Genomic DNA, 15,594 nt, shown 5'->3' on the forward strand with positions numbered 1-15,594 from the left:
TTTAGTCGGCCTTCCTTTATATCGGAGTCGATGTTGACTTTCACCACAAGGGTATAAGTGCGACTAAGCCTCTGGTTTCACCAATCGGCAAGTCTCCTTTATCGTACGGAGGCGAAGGAAGTCTTGTGCCTGTGCCTGCGGTTACTCGGTACAAAGGCCAGAGGAGTAATTCTATGTAGTTCCTTCGCTAGTCGCAGGCGCTCGGAGCTAGACATCTCTGAAAGTTATACTTCCCTAACTAATTAAAAAACAGATAAGATTTCAATAGAATCTTATCTGCTTTCACCTCCACTAGTAGGAATTTGAATTAGTAGTTGTTGACGGCGTCGTAGATATTGTTGCATTCGTAGATGACACTTGTGATTCGCTTTCATCTTCTAAATATGGCATACCAGTACGTAGTAAACCTCTTGTTTCTACTCCACCCATTCCTTTATCACCTGTTAACGTATTCCTTAGTGCGTCCCAAACACTAACTTTATCCATAAACGGAGTATAAGCTATTCTAGCCACGACATATACAGGATCTAATGCATGGATATTTACTCGCATGGGAGAACTAGCATAGTTAGCTCCTGCACGAATTAATGATTCAAAATGTGACTGACACGCTCCAGCAAAAATAACCATTTGATCTAGATGGGGTACTACCTTCCTCGCTTCACGTACCGTTTCTACAAAATACTTGGAATGCCGATATGCACGAAGGTCATTCTTATCTCCCTTTCCTTTAGAAAAAGCATCATGACCGGTTATCACGATAATATCAGGTTGTATTTTTTGAACAAGTTCACCGATTTTTAACGGCATTTCTTTTTCATGTAAGTGAACACCATGCACTTGTAATCCTAAGCGTTGATATAATGAAATACATTTCCTTAAATACATTTGGTCCCCATCTAAATGAAGAACACGAGCAGGCAATTGAAAGAACTCTGTATATTGATAGCCATTGGTCGATTCATAATCCCTTTTTTCTTTCAACAATTGATAATCTTGTCGAAATAACCGATAGGAAAATTCCTCTTCTTCTTTTCCTTTTTGTCTCCTTCTTTCTAGTTCTCGCTTCTCAACAGTTTTTAAATCACTAATGGAAGAATTTGCTACTAAACGGATATCTTCACCATGTAAAATTGCTTGTTCCTGTTTTATAGACTCTACCCGAAATAATAAATCATGATCATACGAATAACGTGTAACTAAATCACCTACAGTTAACGCTCTCATCTATTCACCTCACAGCCCTCAGAAATTCGAAAGCATTACTTTTATAGAATATGTATGATTTGGGTTAACTGTGCTGAGATTAGATTCAGAAGAGCAATAAACCAAAGTGAAAAGACTAACCCAAGTTGGATTAGTCTTGATTATCGCTCTTATACTTATAAAATGCATTTGCAAGTGTTGCGAATTCCTCCATTGATAGAGATTCGCCACGCCTAGTTCCATCAATTCCAATTTCTTCGAGCAAAACACTTATGGTTTCCTTATCATACTCATTTTTAAAATGACTCGTCAGGTTATTGCGTAATGTTTTCCTTCTTTGTGCAAAACTTGCTTGAACAATCGTAAAGAAAAAGTCCTCGTTTTCTACTAGAACTGGAGCTGTTTTTCTCGTAGTCAATCTTAAGATACTTGATTCAACGTTCGGTTGAGGCATAAAAACCGTCTTGGGCACATTCATAACCACTTCTGCATTAGTATAATATTGAATCGCGATGGTTAATGATCCATAGCTTTTCGTATTTGGTTGGGCAGCCATACGATCAGCTACTTCTTTTTGTATCATCACCGTCAAACTAGTTACAGGTAAGCCTTCACGTAATAACTTCATTAAGATTGGAGTTGTTATGTAGTATGGTAAATTAGCAACTACATGTATTTCCTGGTCCTCTTCAAAATACTCTTTAATAACATCATGTACATTTGCTTTTAGAATATCTTCATGAATAATATCAACATTAGAATACTCCCGTAATGTATCCTGCAAAATTGGTAGTAAACGTTGGTCTATCTCAAAGGCTACTACTTTCTCTGCATGAATCGCTAACTGCTCTGTCAACGCTCCAATACCAGGCCCAATTTCAATTGCACCTGCATTCTTATCAATTCCAGCATGATGGATAATATTTTTTAAGATATTAACATCAATTAAGAAATTTTGACCTAAGCTTTTTTTAAATGAAAAACTATATTTATTCAGTATTTCTTTTGTCTTTACTGGAGTTGCAATATACTTTTTACCTTCCATGGAACTCCTCCTGCTCCAACTGATTCACTGCCTCTTTAAATTGCTTTTTACTTATTTGAAACATCGTCAATCGTTTTAATAATTGTTTACCGTTAGTATGTCCGATTTGTAGTAACTCACCAAGTCTTTCTCTTCTTCTACTAGAATCCGGGCTACCAATAAGTTGGTAATTAATGAGCTCTTCTTTACTAATCTGACTTTCCTCTGCTTCCATGAGTTCATAGACATCCTGTAGGGCCTTTTGAATTGATTCTATAGAGGCATGCTCAATTCCTAAGCTTTTATTCTCAGGATACTTAGCTCTCGCCTTATCTTGCGTTAAAAATGCGTGTTTACATCCTGGAACATGGTTATTAATAATTTGTCTAATTCGTTCTCCAGGATAATCAGGATCCGTAAAAATAATAACCCCTCGTTTTTCATTAGCATGTTTTATTTGTTGTAATGTGCGCTTATTAATTGCTGAACCATTTGTTTCAATGGTATCTGCTTCTACAGCAAGTTTTATTTTGGTAGTGTCGTCTTTACCTTCTACAACAATTACTTCTTTTACTTTCATGAAAGTTCCTCACTTTAAGATATTCTACTTATTAGTTTATTTTATATGGTTTTATGTATACAAAGCTTCTTCTTTATTTGTTTGACTACGGACTTTATAAGTACACCTACTTGTATGCTACAATACCTTTCCCATGGCTCTCCATCTGTTACAAGGCAAAAAATAAATGCTCTCACCATTATACACGGCAAGAGCATACATTTCATATATTAATCTATAATAACTACTTTTACAGTTCTTACTCCCCAACGGTATGCGTCAGATTTTGTAGGAACATGAACGTCGATACGATTTCCTCTAATACTTCCTCCTGTATCACCAGCTATTGCTTCTCCATATCCTTCTACCCAAACCTTTGTTCCTAATGGGATGACATTGGGATCAACTGCAATCACTTTTCGATTCGGATTAGCTTTTAAGTTTATCCCTGTTGCCGTATATCCTGAACATCCATTACAAAAAGCTGTAAAAGCACTTGCAGTCATTGTTAATTCTGTACCACTTGGTGGCCTTGTTCCACTAGATAGGGTGGTTAAATTCCGTGCCGGTTCTCTTGTACCAACTGCAACAACACGATTTTGACTTTCTTTAAGTACTTTTTCTTCAATTAATTCACGATCTATTTCTTCGCCATTTTCTAGTGTCACTTCATATGTTTTAACGATAGTACCATTCTTACCTTCACTAACTACTTTCTGTTTCCCTTTTTCCAATTCATTGGATTGCTTTGTTTCCGTTTTATATTCGATGGATTCTTCAACTTCAACAGTTTTGATTTCTATTCTCGTTATATCAATTTCTGTATCTTGTTGAACATTTTCATCCAGTGTTGGTTCAACTTTATCGTGGTCGTTTAATATAATATTATGATTATCTAATAAGTTCTGTATTGTACCACCTGTTGTCCATACCTGTTTCTCTTCTACACCATCGTTTATCGTCACTTGAAACGCCTGCTCTACAGAAAATGTAAGTCCATCAGTAATAGTTGCATCCTTTTTATGTGAAACATCATCACGATCAGAAAAGGTAAGCTGGTTTTCTTCTAAGAATTCACCAACTGTTTCTGCAACTGTATAGTATATTGATTGCTCTCCATCGATTGAGACGGTGACTTGCCTTGCTGTTTTATACTCTATCCCCATACCGTTTTCAATTGCTGCATTTAATTCATGTGATAATACATCATGTTTTCCAACGGTTACATCAACTTCTTCAAGCAGTTCTTCTACTGTATTTACATGTGTTTGATAGGTTTCTTTTTCCCCGTCTACAACAAGTGTCACATCTGCTTTTGTAGATTCATATAATACTACTGCAGAGAATACGACAAGTGCTAACACACCAATACTTGAAATAACCAGCTTCAGCTTTGAGGCCGGCAATAGCTTTGAAAAAATTCGCATGCTACATGCCTCCTTAATCGAATTCGATTATATAAACACTGTTATGCAAAGTCAAAGCATATACGATTACGTTTAGATTACATTTTTATTACAAAAGGACTAGTACTTTAGAAATTTATCCTTCTAACCCTTGATGATACTATGTTTATCAGAGGTCTATGAAACAAGAAAAAAAGACTAGAAATAATATCTAGTCTAAATAAAATTACCAAATTGTACATATTTTTTTACGTTTTTATTTCCTCTATTTTACATCTAACCCAAATAAAGTGAAGGCATTTTTTGTCGTATTTTCACTTATTTCCTCAAAGGAAATACCTCTGATTTCAGCAATTTTTTCTGCTACTAATTTTACATATGCAGGCTCATTTCTTTTCCCACGATTTGGATGTGGAGCTAAAAATGGTGCATCTGTTTCTACTAACAATCGATCCATTGGGACTTCAGCTGCCACTTCCTTTGGTAATGGCGCATTTTTAAAAGTTACTGGACCACCGAGTGAAATATAGAAATTCATATCAAGGCATTGCTGAACGTATTGAACAGAGTCATTATAGCAATGCATGATACCTCCAACTTCCTTTGCATCTTCTTCCTCTAATATTTGAATAATATCTTCAGTTGCTTCTCGGTTATGGATGATAATAGGCATATTTACCTTCTTAGCCAATTGGATTTGCTTACGAAAAACTTCTTTTTGGACATCCTTAGGCGATTTATCCCAATGATAGTCCAGGCCCATTTCTCCTATTGCAACAACTTTAGGGTGAGATGATAATTCTTCAATCCATGCCAAATCATCATCAGTCATATCAATTGCATCAACTGGATGCCAACCAACAGCTGCATAAATTGTCTCGTATTGTTCTGCTATTTCAATTGCAAGTGGTATTGTTTCTCGATCAAATCCTACCACTACCATGTAATGTACCCCTGTATCAAATGCGCGCTTAATCACTTCATCACGGTCTTCTATAAACTGTCTAGCATTCATATGAACATGTGTGTCAAATAACATCATTACACTTCCTTCAATGTAAAAACTAAAGTAAAAGGTCGAGCTTTTACTTTAGTAAAAACAAGACCTTTTTTATTCTATCTATTTAACGATTGAACCATTTGGTAAATCTTGCTCTATCGTTGCAAGAGATAGTTTTCCTTCCTCATCTTCACCAGATAAAATCATTCCTTCAGACATTTCCCCTCGTAACTTAACAGGCTTAAGATTAGTAACACAAATAACCTTTTTGCCTACTAATTCCTCTGGTTTATAATGTTTTGCAATTCCAGAGATTACTTGGCGTTTATTGTTACCTAAGTCTAACTGTAATTTTAGTAGCTTATCTGCTTTTTTCATTTTCTCAGCTTTTATGATTTCAGCTACTCGCAAATCAAGTTTCATAAAGTCATCATAGATGATTTGTTCTTTTTCATTTTGTTTCATTTTTTCTTTCTTTGCAGCTTCTTCTGCAGATGGATTACTCATCATTGCTTTAATTGCTGCTACTTCCTCTTCAACATCTAATCTTGGAAAAATTGGCTTGCCTTTATCTACTTTTGTACCAGCTTTAATCTGTCCGTTTTCATAGATGCTATCCCATTCTTTTAATGTTTCATCTTCTATTCCTAACTGCCTAAAGATTTCCATTGGAGCATTAGTTAAGAACGGGCGAAGCATAACAGCTACCACACGTAGTGATTCTGCAAGGTGTGCCATAACATTTCCTAGACGTTCTTTATTACTTTCATCTTTTGCTAGCACCCATGGTTCTGTTTCATCAATATACTTGTTTGTACGGCTAATCAACTGCCATAGCGCAGATAAAGCAACAGAGAATTGCATCTGTTCCATCGCTTCTTCCACTTTTTCAATAGAATCTTTCTTAAATAATTCTAAAGTCTCTTCAATGCTAGTTTCTGATGCAATATAAGATGGAATTTCACCATCAAAGTACTTATCGATCATAGCAACCGTACGATTTAAAAGGTTTCCTAAATCATTGGCTAAATCAAAATTCGTACGTTCCACAAATCCTTCTGGTGTGAATACTCCATCTGAACCAAACGGTACTTCACGTAATAAATAATAACGTAAAGCATCCAATCCATAGCGATCGATTAAACTAATTGGATCTACTACATTCCCTTTTGATTTCGACATTTTGCCATCTTTCATCAAAATCCAGCCATGCGAGAATACTTTCTTAGGTAATGGCAGATCTAGTGCCATCAACATGATTGGCCAATAAATCGTGTGGAATCGAACAATTTCCTTACTCATTAAGTGAACATCTGCTGGCCAATACTTCTTAAATTTCTCTTCATTTTCTGTGCCGTATCCAAGAGCGGTAATATAGTTACTTAACGCATCAATCCAAACATAGATAACATGTTTAGGATCACCTGGTACTTTTATCCCCCAATCAAAGGTTGTCCGGGAAACAGCTAAGTCTTCTAATCCAGGATTAATAAAGTTACTTAACATTTCATTTTTACGGCTAACTGGCTGAATGAATTCAGGATGTTCATCATAGTAAGCAACTAAACGATCAACATATTTACTCATCTTGAAAAAGTAGGATTCTTCTTTAACTTTTTCAACAGGTCCACCACAATCAGGGCAGCTCCCTTCATCTAACTGACGCTCCGTAAAGAAGGATTCACATGAAGTACAGTACCATCCTTCATATTCATCTAAATAAATATCTCCTTGTTTCAGTAAACGATCAAAGATCTGCTCAACAACTTTTTTATGGCGTTCTTGCGTCGTCCTAATAAAGTCATCATTCGTAATATCAAGCTTCTTCCAAAGAGCTTGAATACTAGCAACAATGTCATCTACATATTGTTGTGGAGTGACCCCCTTTTCTTCAGCCTTTCTTTGAATCTTTTGACCGTGCTCATCCGTTCCTGTTAAATACATAACATCATATCCACGCATACGTTTATACCGTGAAATCGCATCCCCAGCTACAGTGGAGTATGCATGACCAATATGTAATTTACCGCTTGGATAATAAATAGGAGTTGTTATATAAAATGTTTTCTTTTCTCCTGACATGACCTTTCCTCCTCGTTCTACTAAACATCTTTTGATTCTTCTATTGTATCATTTTACTAAAAGTTTTCCATTCATGCATAACTCAAGTATTTTTAGCAGTATTATCACATAATTCCTATTTTAATACTCTAGAAAAACTCTACCTTATAGGTACTGGCTGGGGCAATTTCCGTAAATATCTTCCATTATTTTATAAATAATACTTTTTTTTATAAAAAGTGGTTTATTTTTTTAACGAAGGGGTAAAGAATAGTGGTTACAATTTTGACACTATCATTACAGTATTTGAAAATACTATTCATCAGGAACGTTGGTCATACTTATTTTAAAATTTAATTGAAGAAAATTAGTTTACGAGGGGGAAAGTAAATGAAATCTACAGGTATTGTTAGAAAAGTTGATGAACTAGGGAGAGTTGTTATCCCGATTGAATTACGAAGAACTCTTGATATCAACATCAAAGATCCTTTAGAGATTTATGTTGATAATGACAAGGTAGTACTGAAGAAATACCAAGCAAATATGGCATGCCATATTACAGGTGAAGCAACTGATAGCAATGTTTCAATTGCAGATGGGAAGATAGTACTTAGCCCTGAAGGTGCAAAGTCGTTAATAGAAGAGATTCAATCCCGCTTTAATATAAGCTAATTATATGTACCATTGAATAAAATCTATATAATCCCAACGTTCCAATATCGACTGGTAACCTTTCCAATCTACAAAAAGAAAAGAGCTGATTGACCAAATCGAGCTCTTTTTTCTATTTCACATGATATTCTTGATAGATTTCTCTTTTTGGTAGGTTTCTGTCCTTGGCCACTCGTTTAATTGCTTCCTTGCTAGGTAGATTCTCCTCTTGCATGTAATGATTAATATGATCCACAATTGAGATTTCTTCCCACCAATTTTCTACTTCACTTTCATTCGTTTCATCAGTATTTCCTTCAACCACTAGGCAGAACTCACCTTTTAATTCATTTGAAGCGGCCCATTCAGATACTTCTTGAACTGTACCTCTTACATATTCCTCAAATCGTTTGGTCAATTCCCTAGCGATAGTTACATTTCTGTTCCCAAGTACCTCATAAACATTCTTTAGCGTATCCTTCACTCGATAAGGGGACTCATAGAACAACAATGTTGCTTTATTTGACTTCAAACGATTTAGTTCTTCCACCTTTTCTTTCTTTTTCCTAGGTAAAAATCCATAAAATAAAAATTCCTTAGAAGGTAATCCTGACCCAACAAGGGCGCACAGTGCTGCATTTGCTCCTGGTAACACAACTACTGTAAATGCTTGATCAATTGCAGCTTGAACTAATTCATATCCTGGGTCGGAAATTGCTGGCATCCCTGCATCACTTACAATAGCTATGGATTCCCCCTTAGCTAAAGCTGACATTAATTCATTTTCTCGTGCTAATTTATTATGTTCATGATAACTAATTAATGGGGTCGTAATTTCAAAATGGGTAAATAACTTCCTCGTGTTCCTAGTATCTTCTGCTGCAACAATAGAAACTTCTTTTAAGGTAGTTAGTGCGCGATATGTAATATCCTCTAAATTCCCGATAGGAGTTGGGACAACGTATAATGTTCCTTGTTCCTGTACTTCAAAACTCTTTTGAATGTTCATTTTGGACTACCTCTTTCAGTTTAGCTCGAATCAATTCAAATTTACCTTTTCGTGTTAATTGTTTAATTTCATATTCTCTTTTCATTGCTAGTTCTTTTGTTGGGAATTTTTCAACAAACATAACCTGAAAAGGGCCTCGCCCTCTCGTATACTTAGCACCCTTTCCATTTTCATGCATTTTTAAACGATTTTCTAAGTCATTTGTATAACCTGTATAAAGTGAATCATCCTTACATTTTAAAATATATACAGCATGGTCTAGATCACTCATAAATAATCTCCTTTGCATCTTGCGTGTAGGAACCATCTTCATCATAAATAAACAATGGAGGTAATATTTTTAAGTCAGCCTTCCCATCACGAATCCCTTCTATTAATAGCATATTTGCTTCCTTCCCTCTTTTTGGGTAGACAAGTTGCATTCGTTTTGGCTCTAAATTATATTCCCTAAATGTTGTTACAATATCAATGAGCCTTCCTGGGCGATGGACCATAGCCACTTTCCCACCAGGTCTTACATGAAGTTTACAAGCTTTTACGACATCATCCAATGTACAAAATACTTCGTGTCTTGCAATTGTTAAATAATCATTTCGATTATGTTCTGTCTTTGCAGGAGTTTTAAAGTACGGAGGATTACACGTGACAACATCAAAATTACTATGTCCTAATAATGGTTGCATTTCTTTTAAATCACCATGAATCATATTAATTTGCTCCGATAACTCGTTTAGCGCAATACTCCTATCAGCCATACTAATAATTCGTTCTTGTATTTCTACACCGGTGATTTGTGCTTTTGTTCGTCTAGATAGAAGTAGTGGTATGGCTCCATTCCCAGAACATAAATCTAATATTTTCCCACTTTTAATTGGTATCGAGGCAAAATGCCCTAATAAAACGGCATCTAATGAAAAGGAAAAAGCTGTTGGACTCTGTATAATCTGTAAGCTTTCATCAGCTACTAAATAATCAATTCGTTCATCATCATATAATTCTACCATTAATGTCATCCTTTTTAGTTTAAGCTGTTTTTTGTGATGATTTATTATAAATTCTGCTATGAAAGAAATACAATCTTAAAAAAAGCTGCCTCGTATCTTATGATACGTAGACAGCCTTCATTATACTTTATTTTTTTTACTTAGAAAATCTAGACAAAACATACAGTCATCATTTTGCCTTGGACTACCAAATTCCAAATTACAAATATGGAACCCCTCTTCGTAAAGCCTAGCAAGATTATCATATCCTTCTCCAGGCATTTCACCACCTGGATTCTCTTCAATGGATTCTTCTTTATGATCACTCTCATCACGGTCTAAACGTTTTCTAAGGTGATGATTTTCCATTGATAGTCGGTGATTTTCTTCTAATAAATCACTTAACTGGCTTTTTAAATCTCCAAGCTGCTCATATAATTCACCAATTTGTTTCTCCATATCTGATACTTGATCAAATATTTCTCTCTTATTCATGGCTACTCACTCCGTTATTTTTGGCCCTGAGCTGTTACTATTCCTTCTTCGATGAGTTCGTCTAAAGTATATTCGATTACTCGTTCTTTCTCCGGTATTTCAATTTGTACTAATTTCTCAAGAATATTTAACCCGACAACTTTACCCTTACCGTATGGAGTTTTTATGCTATCTCCTAAATCGGGTAATTCTCGTTTGGCATTTTCATATTCATCGTTTTCGTATTTTAAACAACACATTAAACGACCACATAACCCTGATATTTTCGCTGGATTAAGCGATAGATTTTGATCTTTAGCCATTTTTATGGAAACTGGCTCAAAGTCACCCAAAAAGGTTGAGCAGCATAACATTCGACCACATGGTCCAATTCCACCTAGCATTTTGGCTTCATCTCTCACACCGATTTGTCGAAGTTCTATTCTAGTTTTAAATAATGCTGCTAGATCCTTTACTAAATTACGAAAATCAACTCTTCCATCCGCAGTAAAGTAGAAAATGATTTTGTTACGGTCAAATGTATATTCTACATCCACTAGATTCATTTCCAGTTGATGTTCGGTAATTTTATCAACACATGTAGCAAAAGCTTTATCCGCATATTCTTTGTTTTCAACTACTGTTAACTTATCTTCTTCTGTAGCGATGCGAATAACTTTCTTTAGCGGTAGAACAACATCTTCCTCATCTACCTTCTTGTTGGTAATGACTACTTTACCAAATTCAATTCCTCGTACTGTTTCTACGATGACATAATTATCCAGGTCAATGGAATATTCTCCTGGATCAAAATAATATATTTTACCCGCCTTTTTAAAACGGACACCTATAACCTCGATCACTTGATCACCCCTGTATCTGAAGTGTTACCTCTTCCATCACTAAAGTTGGATGGATATTTTGCTTTATCCGCTGTTTAGCTTGTAATAACTGTTGTAGGATTGCAATGAGTTGTTCTTGAGAATACTTCATTCCTAACCTTTCAAGCCTTTCACGGTCATTGTAAAAGAAGACATATGCATCTTCCTTACCAACATGATAATAAATTATATCTTTAAAAGCGAGAATCAGTAAATCAAATCCTTTTTCCTGCTGACTTCGCTCTTTAAAATGCGAAACCCAATGATTATGAATGAATAAATAGGCATCATTAGAATTATCTGCAATTGTTTCTATTAATTGTACCATTAATTTACGTGCTTGGACAAACCACTCATCTTCATTCCATTCAATTGCCTCTTTTAAGTTATTCGTTAATGCACTCATTAATTTTGCATTTTCTTCCGTCAGGCCAGATTGAATTAGTTGTTCCTGAAATTTTGGGGGGCTCAGAGGTTGTAAATCAATGATCTGGCATCTGGAACGAATCGTAGGAAGGATTGATTGTGTGTTCTCCGTTAGCATAATGGCTGTTGTTTTTTTACTAGGTTCTTCTAAAAATTTTAAAATGCGATTGGCAGCATTTGCCGTTAATGTATCGGCACCTTTTATAATATATACTTTTTGATTGGATTCCACTCCAGAATATGTAAATTCCTTTTGTAGGTTCTTAATTTGTTCTATTTTAATCGATTGCCCATCAGGCTCTATCCAATGAACATCTGGATGATTTTTTGATTCAATTCTTTTACAAGCACTACACGTATTACACGGCTCAACATCAATTAAATTATCACAAAAGAGACCTTTCGCAATCAAATTCGCAATGGCCTCTTTCCCTGTTCCTCTATCACCATGCAATAAATAGGCATGAGAAATTCGATTTTTTTTAATGCTATTCGTGATAACTTTACTTGCTAAGGGCTGCACTTGAGCAATTTCAGACCATGTATTCATTGTTTCCCGTCCTTCAACCTATAATCTTTCATTAAATCAGCGTCGATTGCTAACATGGTTCGTTTTTATCATTACGTATATAAATTAACTAGTAATCCTTTAATTTCTCCTATTAATCCTAAAAGGTCTACTGACTTTTTCTCTTGATTCATGATACCTTCCGTTAATTCGATGAGCTTTTCATCGATTACTTTTACAACAGATAATTTTTGGCTGCTTCCAGTAAAACTATAACTATGTGAATTCTCTAATTCTAACCCATTGGATACGGCTTCTTTTAAAAAGCCTTTTACTAAGCGTTTAAATTTTGCTAAATCCTGAAACGAGCGAAAACGTGCCAATTTATTTCCTTGTGCCGTTATATCTTGAATCAAGCGATTTAATTCTGCTTGCTGCATTTTATTAGCTTGGGACTGAACAATATTTTGAAAAGATTTGTTACCTTCTATGTTTTTTTGGAGTTGATTGCTAGTAGAGTCTACCTTTGTTCTTACATCTTGACTAATCTTCATCATTCAGCCCCTCTTTTTTGCTTATAGTTCTATTTCGTTAAAAATGAAAAAATGACTCAATTGGTAGGATAAATACGGTTGCTCCACCAACTTCAACTTTAACTGGTTTTGGAATATAAGAATCAGCATTTCCTCCCATTGGAGAAATTGGTGCTACCATTTGTTCACGTTTAGAGCAATTATCACGAATAATATCTAACGCTTCATCCACATAATCATCTTCGCAACCAATCATTAACGTGGTGTTCCCCTCTTTTAAGAACCCACCTGTGGTGGCCAATTTTGTAACTTTAAAATTCCCTTGTCCTAACGCATCCGTTAAGCGATTAGAATCCTTATCTTGAACAACAGCAATAATTAATTTCATTTCATTCCCTCCTTATTAAGTTATATTAAGATAATCTAAAGATTGTTCATTATTGATACAGAATCATTTATACATACCTATTTCTCTATGAAGTGAACTATTTTTTCAAGACTGTCCTTCTCCACTGTCTCTATGGACTGGTCTGCATTGATATTTACTATACGCTCAGGAAATCGTTCTATTAGATTTTGATAGGCAGTATACACATCTTCATGAAACTTCAACTGTTCTAAATCTAATCGATTCTTTTCTCTATCTTTATTCGCGGCGATACGCGCTAATCCCTTTTTTGGTTCGATATTAAAAAATAAAGTTAGGTGTGGCATAGAATCTTGAATTGCAAATTGATTAATCGAAAATACTTCATCTACCCCTAATCCTCTAGCGTAACCTTGATATGCAAGACTACTATCTATAAAACGATCACATAGAATCACTTTATTTTCCTCTAATGCTGGGAGAACTTTCTCTACTAAATGTTGTCTACGAGCTGCAGCATAAAGCAATGCTTCGGTTCTAGCATCCATTTCTGTATGACTAGGATTTAGTATAATATCTCTAATTTTCTCAGCAATATCGATGCCACCTGGTTCGCGTGTTGTAACTACATCATATCCTAATTCTTGAAGCTTGTTACTAATAGAATGGAGAATTGTCGTTTTACCTGCACCTTCTCCACCTTCAAATGTTATAAAATAACCACTCACGATTTTTACTCCTTTAGCTGATAGAAAGTCGGTACCCGTCAATCCGAGACGAAAACCCACATGTATCTATTCCTTTTCTTGAAAAACTTGGATACCTTTATCTATATTTCTATGCTGAAAATTAGCACCTTGCTTTAATAAATGTTGAATCATTTTTACATGGTTTGTATTAATTTCTTCCCCCTTGATTAACATTGGAATACCTGGAGGATATGGAATAATAGCCTCTGCAGCTATTCTTCCTGTTGCATTGGCTAGGGGAATATATTCTGTTCGTAGCTTTTTTATTTCCTTAAAAGTCAATACTGATCTTTCAACTGGATTGGAAAAAAGCATGCTTGTATCTATTGTAGCATGGTTTCCCATATAAATTAATTGTTCATTGACAGTTTTTAATGCCTTATTAATCTGATCCCACTGTTTTATTTGACCTAAACCATGTATGAATAGTACTTGGTCTGTTGTCGCTAACTCTGGATAAATACCTTGGCTTTCAAAACTTTTTGCTACATCAAACCCCGTTTGTCCATTAATTATCTGTAATGTTATTTTTAATGGATCATTACCCTCAATTATCTTCCAATGTGGACTATCGAAAAGTTCTTTCATAGTCGATACACTTTCTAAAATTAAGTCGATTTCTCCAACTGTGAGATTAGCTAAGAAATAACGTGCAAGATCTAACGATGCCATTAATGGATAAGATGGACTACTCGACTGAAGCATTTGTAAATAATGTTCAACTGCTTCAGGATTAATTAGGCTCGAATTAATATGCAAAAAGGATGCCATCGTCATTGCAGGACCCATTTTATGTGCAGATTGAACGACAATATCAGCCCCTAAATCAAGTGCAGATGTTGGAAAAGGGGCACCTAATGAAAAGTGGACACCATGCGCTTCGTCAACCAATACTGGTATATTATGTTGATGGGCTTTATTAATTATTTCTTTTATAGCATATGTACTTCCAAAATAGTCTGGATAAGTTAATACAATGGCTTTTGCATTAGGATGACTCTTTATAGCTTGTTCAATGGTTTGCATACTAGGAGCGGTATAGCGGTTGACCATTTCATCATATTCAGGTGAAACATAGATTGGCATTGCATCACATAATTCAAGCCCATTCATAATAGACTTATGGCTATTTCTTTGTACAATTAGTTCATCACCTTCTGAGCACGTAGCTAAAATCATAGCCAAATTACCAACTGTACTTCCACCAACTAAGAAATAAGAGTGATTGGCTCGAAAAAAGTCAGCAGCTAACTGTTCTGCTTCCTTTATTACCCCATCTGGTGCATGTAAATCATCAAGCCCACTCAACTCAGTAAGGTCAATAGGTAAGATTGATTTAAAATAATCATTAGTAACATCAGGGAAAACCAACCCGTTTTTATGACCTGGAACATGAAATGATAACGGCTTTCTTTGAGAAAATTCCCTTAGTTTTTCATATAATGGGATGCTCTTTTGTTCTAAGTTCATCTCTATATCCTCTCTACATTCATTTTCTATAGTAATCATATCAGAAATTGTCTAGATAAAATAAAAAAAGCGCAAGCGCCTTGGTCAGCCTCAGGCATAGCTTAAGACGAGCCTCGGCGTGTCGATCTTTGCCCGTGATGAGGATTGACTTAAGACCTCGAGGGGGTAGGCGTGAGGACACTGAAAAACTAAGTAATAATAAAAAATGAGTCCGATAATTCTATATGCAAGGTAGTATGCATGGTTTCGGAGGCTGAGGCAAAATTGTTTTAGTTAAAGTGAAACCC

17 protein-coding genes are annotated in these 15,594 nt (G+C 35.4%); 1 reads left to right on the forward strand and 16 read right to left on the reverse strand.

The genetic code is table 11. The features are described from left to right. Nucleotides 1-291: 291 nt before the first annotated feature. From yabG to metG, 6 genes are all read right to left on the reverse strand, one after another. Nucleotides 292-1,227 (reverse strand): sporulation peptidase YabG, encoded by a 936-nt coding sequence (gene yabG / locus BUB12_RS15535; protein ID WP_084063378.1) that lies wholly within the window; start codon nucleotides 1,225-1,227, stop codon nucleotides 292-294. 130 nt (nucleotides 1,228-1,357) lie between these two features. Then, nucleotides 1,358-2,251, reverse strand: coding sequence for a 16S rRNA (adenine(1518)-N(6)/adenine(1519)-N(6))-dimethyltransferase RsmA (gene rsmA / locus BUB12_RS15540; RefSeq protein WP_072891825.1), 894 nt, complete (start codon nucleotides 2,249-2,251; stop codon nucleotides 1,358-1,360). Further along, entirely contained in the window at nucleotides 2,241-2,810 is a 570-nt protein-coding gene (gene rnmV / locus BUB12_RS15545; RefSeq protein ID WP_072891826.1) for a ribonuclease M5, read from the reverse strand. Before rnmV ends, rsmA begins: the two co-directional genes overlap by 11 nt. A gap of 209 nt (nucleotides 2,811-3,019) precedes the next feature. Then, entirely contained in the window at nucleotides 3,020-4,216 is a 1,197-nt protein-coding gene (locus tag BUB12_RS15550; protein WP_072891827.1) for a G5 and 3D domain-containing protein, read from the reverse strand. A gap of 244 nt (nucleotides 4,217-4,460) precedes the next feature. Beyond that, a complete protein-coding gene (locus tag BUB12_RS15555) occupies nucleotides 4,461-5,234 on the reverse strand; it encodes a TatD family hydrolase (RefSeq protein WP_072891828.1) in 774 nt (257 codons plus the stop codon). 81 nt (nucleotides 5,235-5,315) lie between these two features. Beyond that, the gene (metG, locus tag BUB12_RS15560; RefSeq protein WP_072891829.1) at nucleotides 5,316-7,277 is read right to left on the reverse strand and encodes a methionine--tRNA ligase; all 1,962 of its coding nucleotides are present in this window, start codon (nucleotides 7,275-7,277) and stop codon (nucleotides 5,316-5,318) included. Nucleotides 7,278-7,646: 369 nt separating this feature from the next. Between metG and BUB12_RS15565 the strand changes: the two genes are divergently transcribed. Further along, a complete protein-coding gene (locus BUB12_RS15565; protein WP_072891830.1) occupies nucleotides 7,647-7,928 on the forward strand; it encodes an AbrB/MazE/SpoVT family DNA-binding domain-containing protein in 282 nt (93 codons plus the stop codon). A 112-nt stretch (nucleotides 7,929-8,040) separates the two neighbouring features. Here the strand turns inward: BUB12_RS15565 and rsmI are convergent, their stop codons facing one another. The 10 genes from rsmI to BUB12_RS15615 all read right to left on the reverse strand — a co-directional run bounded on the left by rsmI (nucleotide 8,041) and on the right by BUB12_RS15615 (nucleotide 15,307). Continuing rightward, complete coding sequence (gene rsmI, locus BUB12_RS15570) at nucleotides 8,041-8,916, reverse strand: 16S rRNA (cytidine(1402)-2'-O)-methyltransferase (protein ID WP_072891831.1); 876 nt, start codon at nucleotides 8,914-8,916, stop codon at nucleotides 8,041-8,043. Continuing rightward, on the reverse strand, nucleotides 8,894-9,187 hold the full coding sequence (locus tag BUB12_RS15575) for a GIY-YIG nuclease family protein (RefSeq protein WP_072891832.1): 294 nt from the start codon (nucleotides 9,185-9,187) through the stop codon (nucleotides 8,894-8,896). Before BUB12_RS15575 ends, rsmI begins: the two co-directional genes overlap by 23 nt. Continuing rightward, nucleotides 9,180-9,920: a tRNA1(Val) (adenine(37)-N6)-methyltransferase gene (locus BUB12_RS15580; RefSeq protein WP_072891833.1), complete on the reverse strand. Its 741-nt coding sequence runs from the start codon at nucleotides 9,918-9,920 to the stop codon at nucleotides 9,180-9,182. Before BUB12_RS15580 ends, BUB12_RS15575 begins: the two co-directional genes overlap by 8 nt. A gap of 120 nt (nucleotides 9,921-10,040) precedes the next feature. After that, the gene (gene yabA / locus BUB12_RS15585) at nucleotides 10,041-10,394 is read right to left on the reverse strand and encodes a DNA replication initiation control protein YabA (RefSeq protein WP_072891834.1); all 354 of its coding nucleotides are present in this window, start codon (nucleotides 10,392-10,394) and stop codon (nucleotides 10,041-10,043) included. Between the two features lie 14 nt (nucleotides 10,395-10,408). Further along, on the reverse strand, nucleotides 10,409-11,236 hold the full coding sequence (locus BUB12_RS15590; protein ID WP_072891835.1) for a PSP1 domain-containing protein: 828 nt from the start codon (nucleotides 11,234-11,236) through the stop codon (nucleotides 10,409-10,411). A 4-nt stretch (nucleotides 11,237-11,240) separates the two neighbouring features. Continuing rightward, a complete protein-coding gene (holB, locus tag BUB12_RS15595) occupies nucleotides 11,241-12,230 on the reverse strand; it encodes a DNA polymerase III subunit delta' (RefSeq protein ID WP_072891836.1) in 990 nt (329 codons plus the stop codon). A 71-nt stretch (nucleotides 12,231-12,301) separates the two neighbouring features. Next, nucleotides 12,302-12,745 (reverse strand): YaaR family protein, encoded by a 444-nt coding sequence (locus BUB12_RS15600; RefSeq protein WP_327196157.1) that lies wholly within the window; start codon nucleotides 12,743-12,745, stop codon nucleotides 12,302-12,304. A 34-nt stretch (nucleotides 12,746-12,779) separates the two neighbouring features. Next, nucleotides 12,780-13,109, reverse strand: a complete 330-nt coding sequence (locus BUB12_RS15605) for a cyclic-di-AMP receptor (RefSeq protein ID WP_072891837.1) — start codon at nucleotides 13,107-13,109, stop codon at nucleotides 12,780-12,782. Nucleotides 13,110-13,186: 77 nt separating this feature from the next. Then, complete coding sequence (gene tmk / locus BUB12_RS15610; RefSeq protein ID WP_072891838.1) at nucleotides 13,187-13,816, reverse strand: dTMP kinase; 630 nt, start codon at nucleotides 13,814-13,816, stop codon at nucleotides 13,187-13,189. 66 nt (nucleotides 13,817-13,882) lie between these two features. After that, complete coding sequence (locus tag BUB12_RS15615) at nucleotides 13,883-15,307, reverse strand: aminotransferase class I/II-fold pyridoxal phosphate-dependent enzyme (RefSeq protein WP_072891839.1); 1,425 nt, start codon at nucleotides 15,305-15,307, stop codon at nucleotides 13,883-13,885. Nucleotides 15,308-15,594 lie beyond the last annotated feature (287 nt).

This window comes from Ornithinibacillus halophilus (genome assembly GCF_900129485.1).
GTDB lineage: Bacteria > Bacillota > Bacilli > Bacillales > Amphibacillaceae > Ornithinibacillus > Ornithinibacillus halophilus.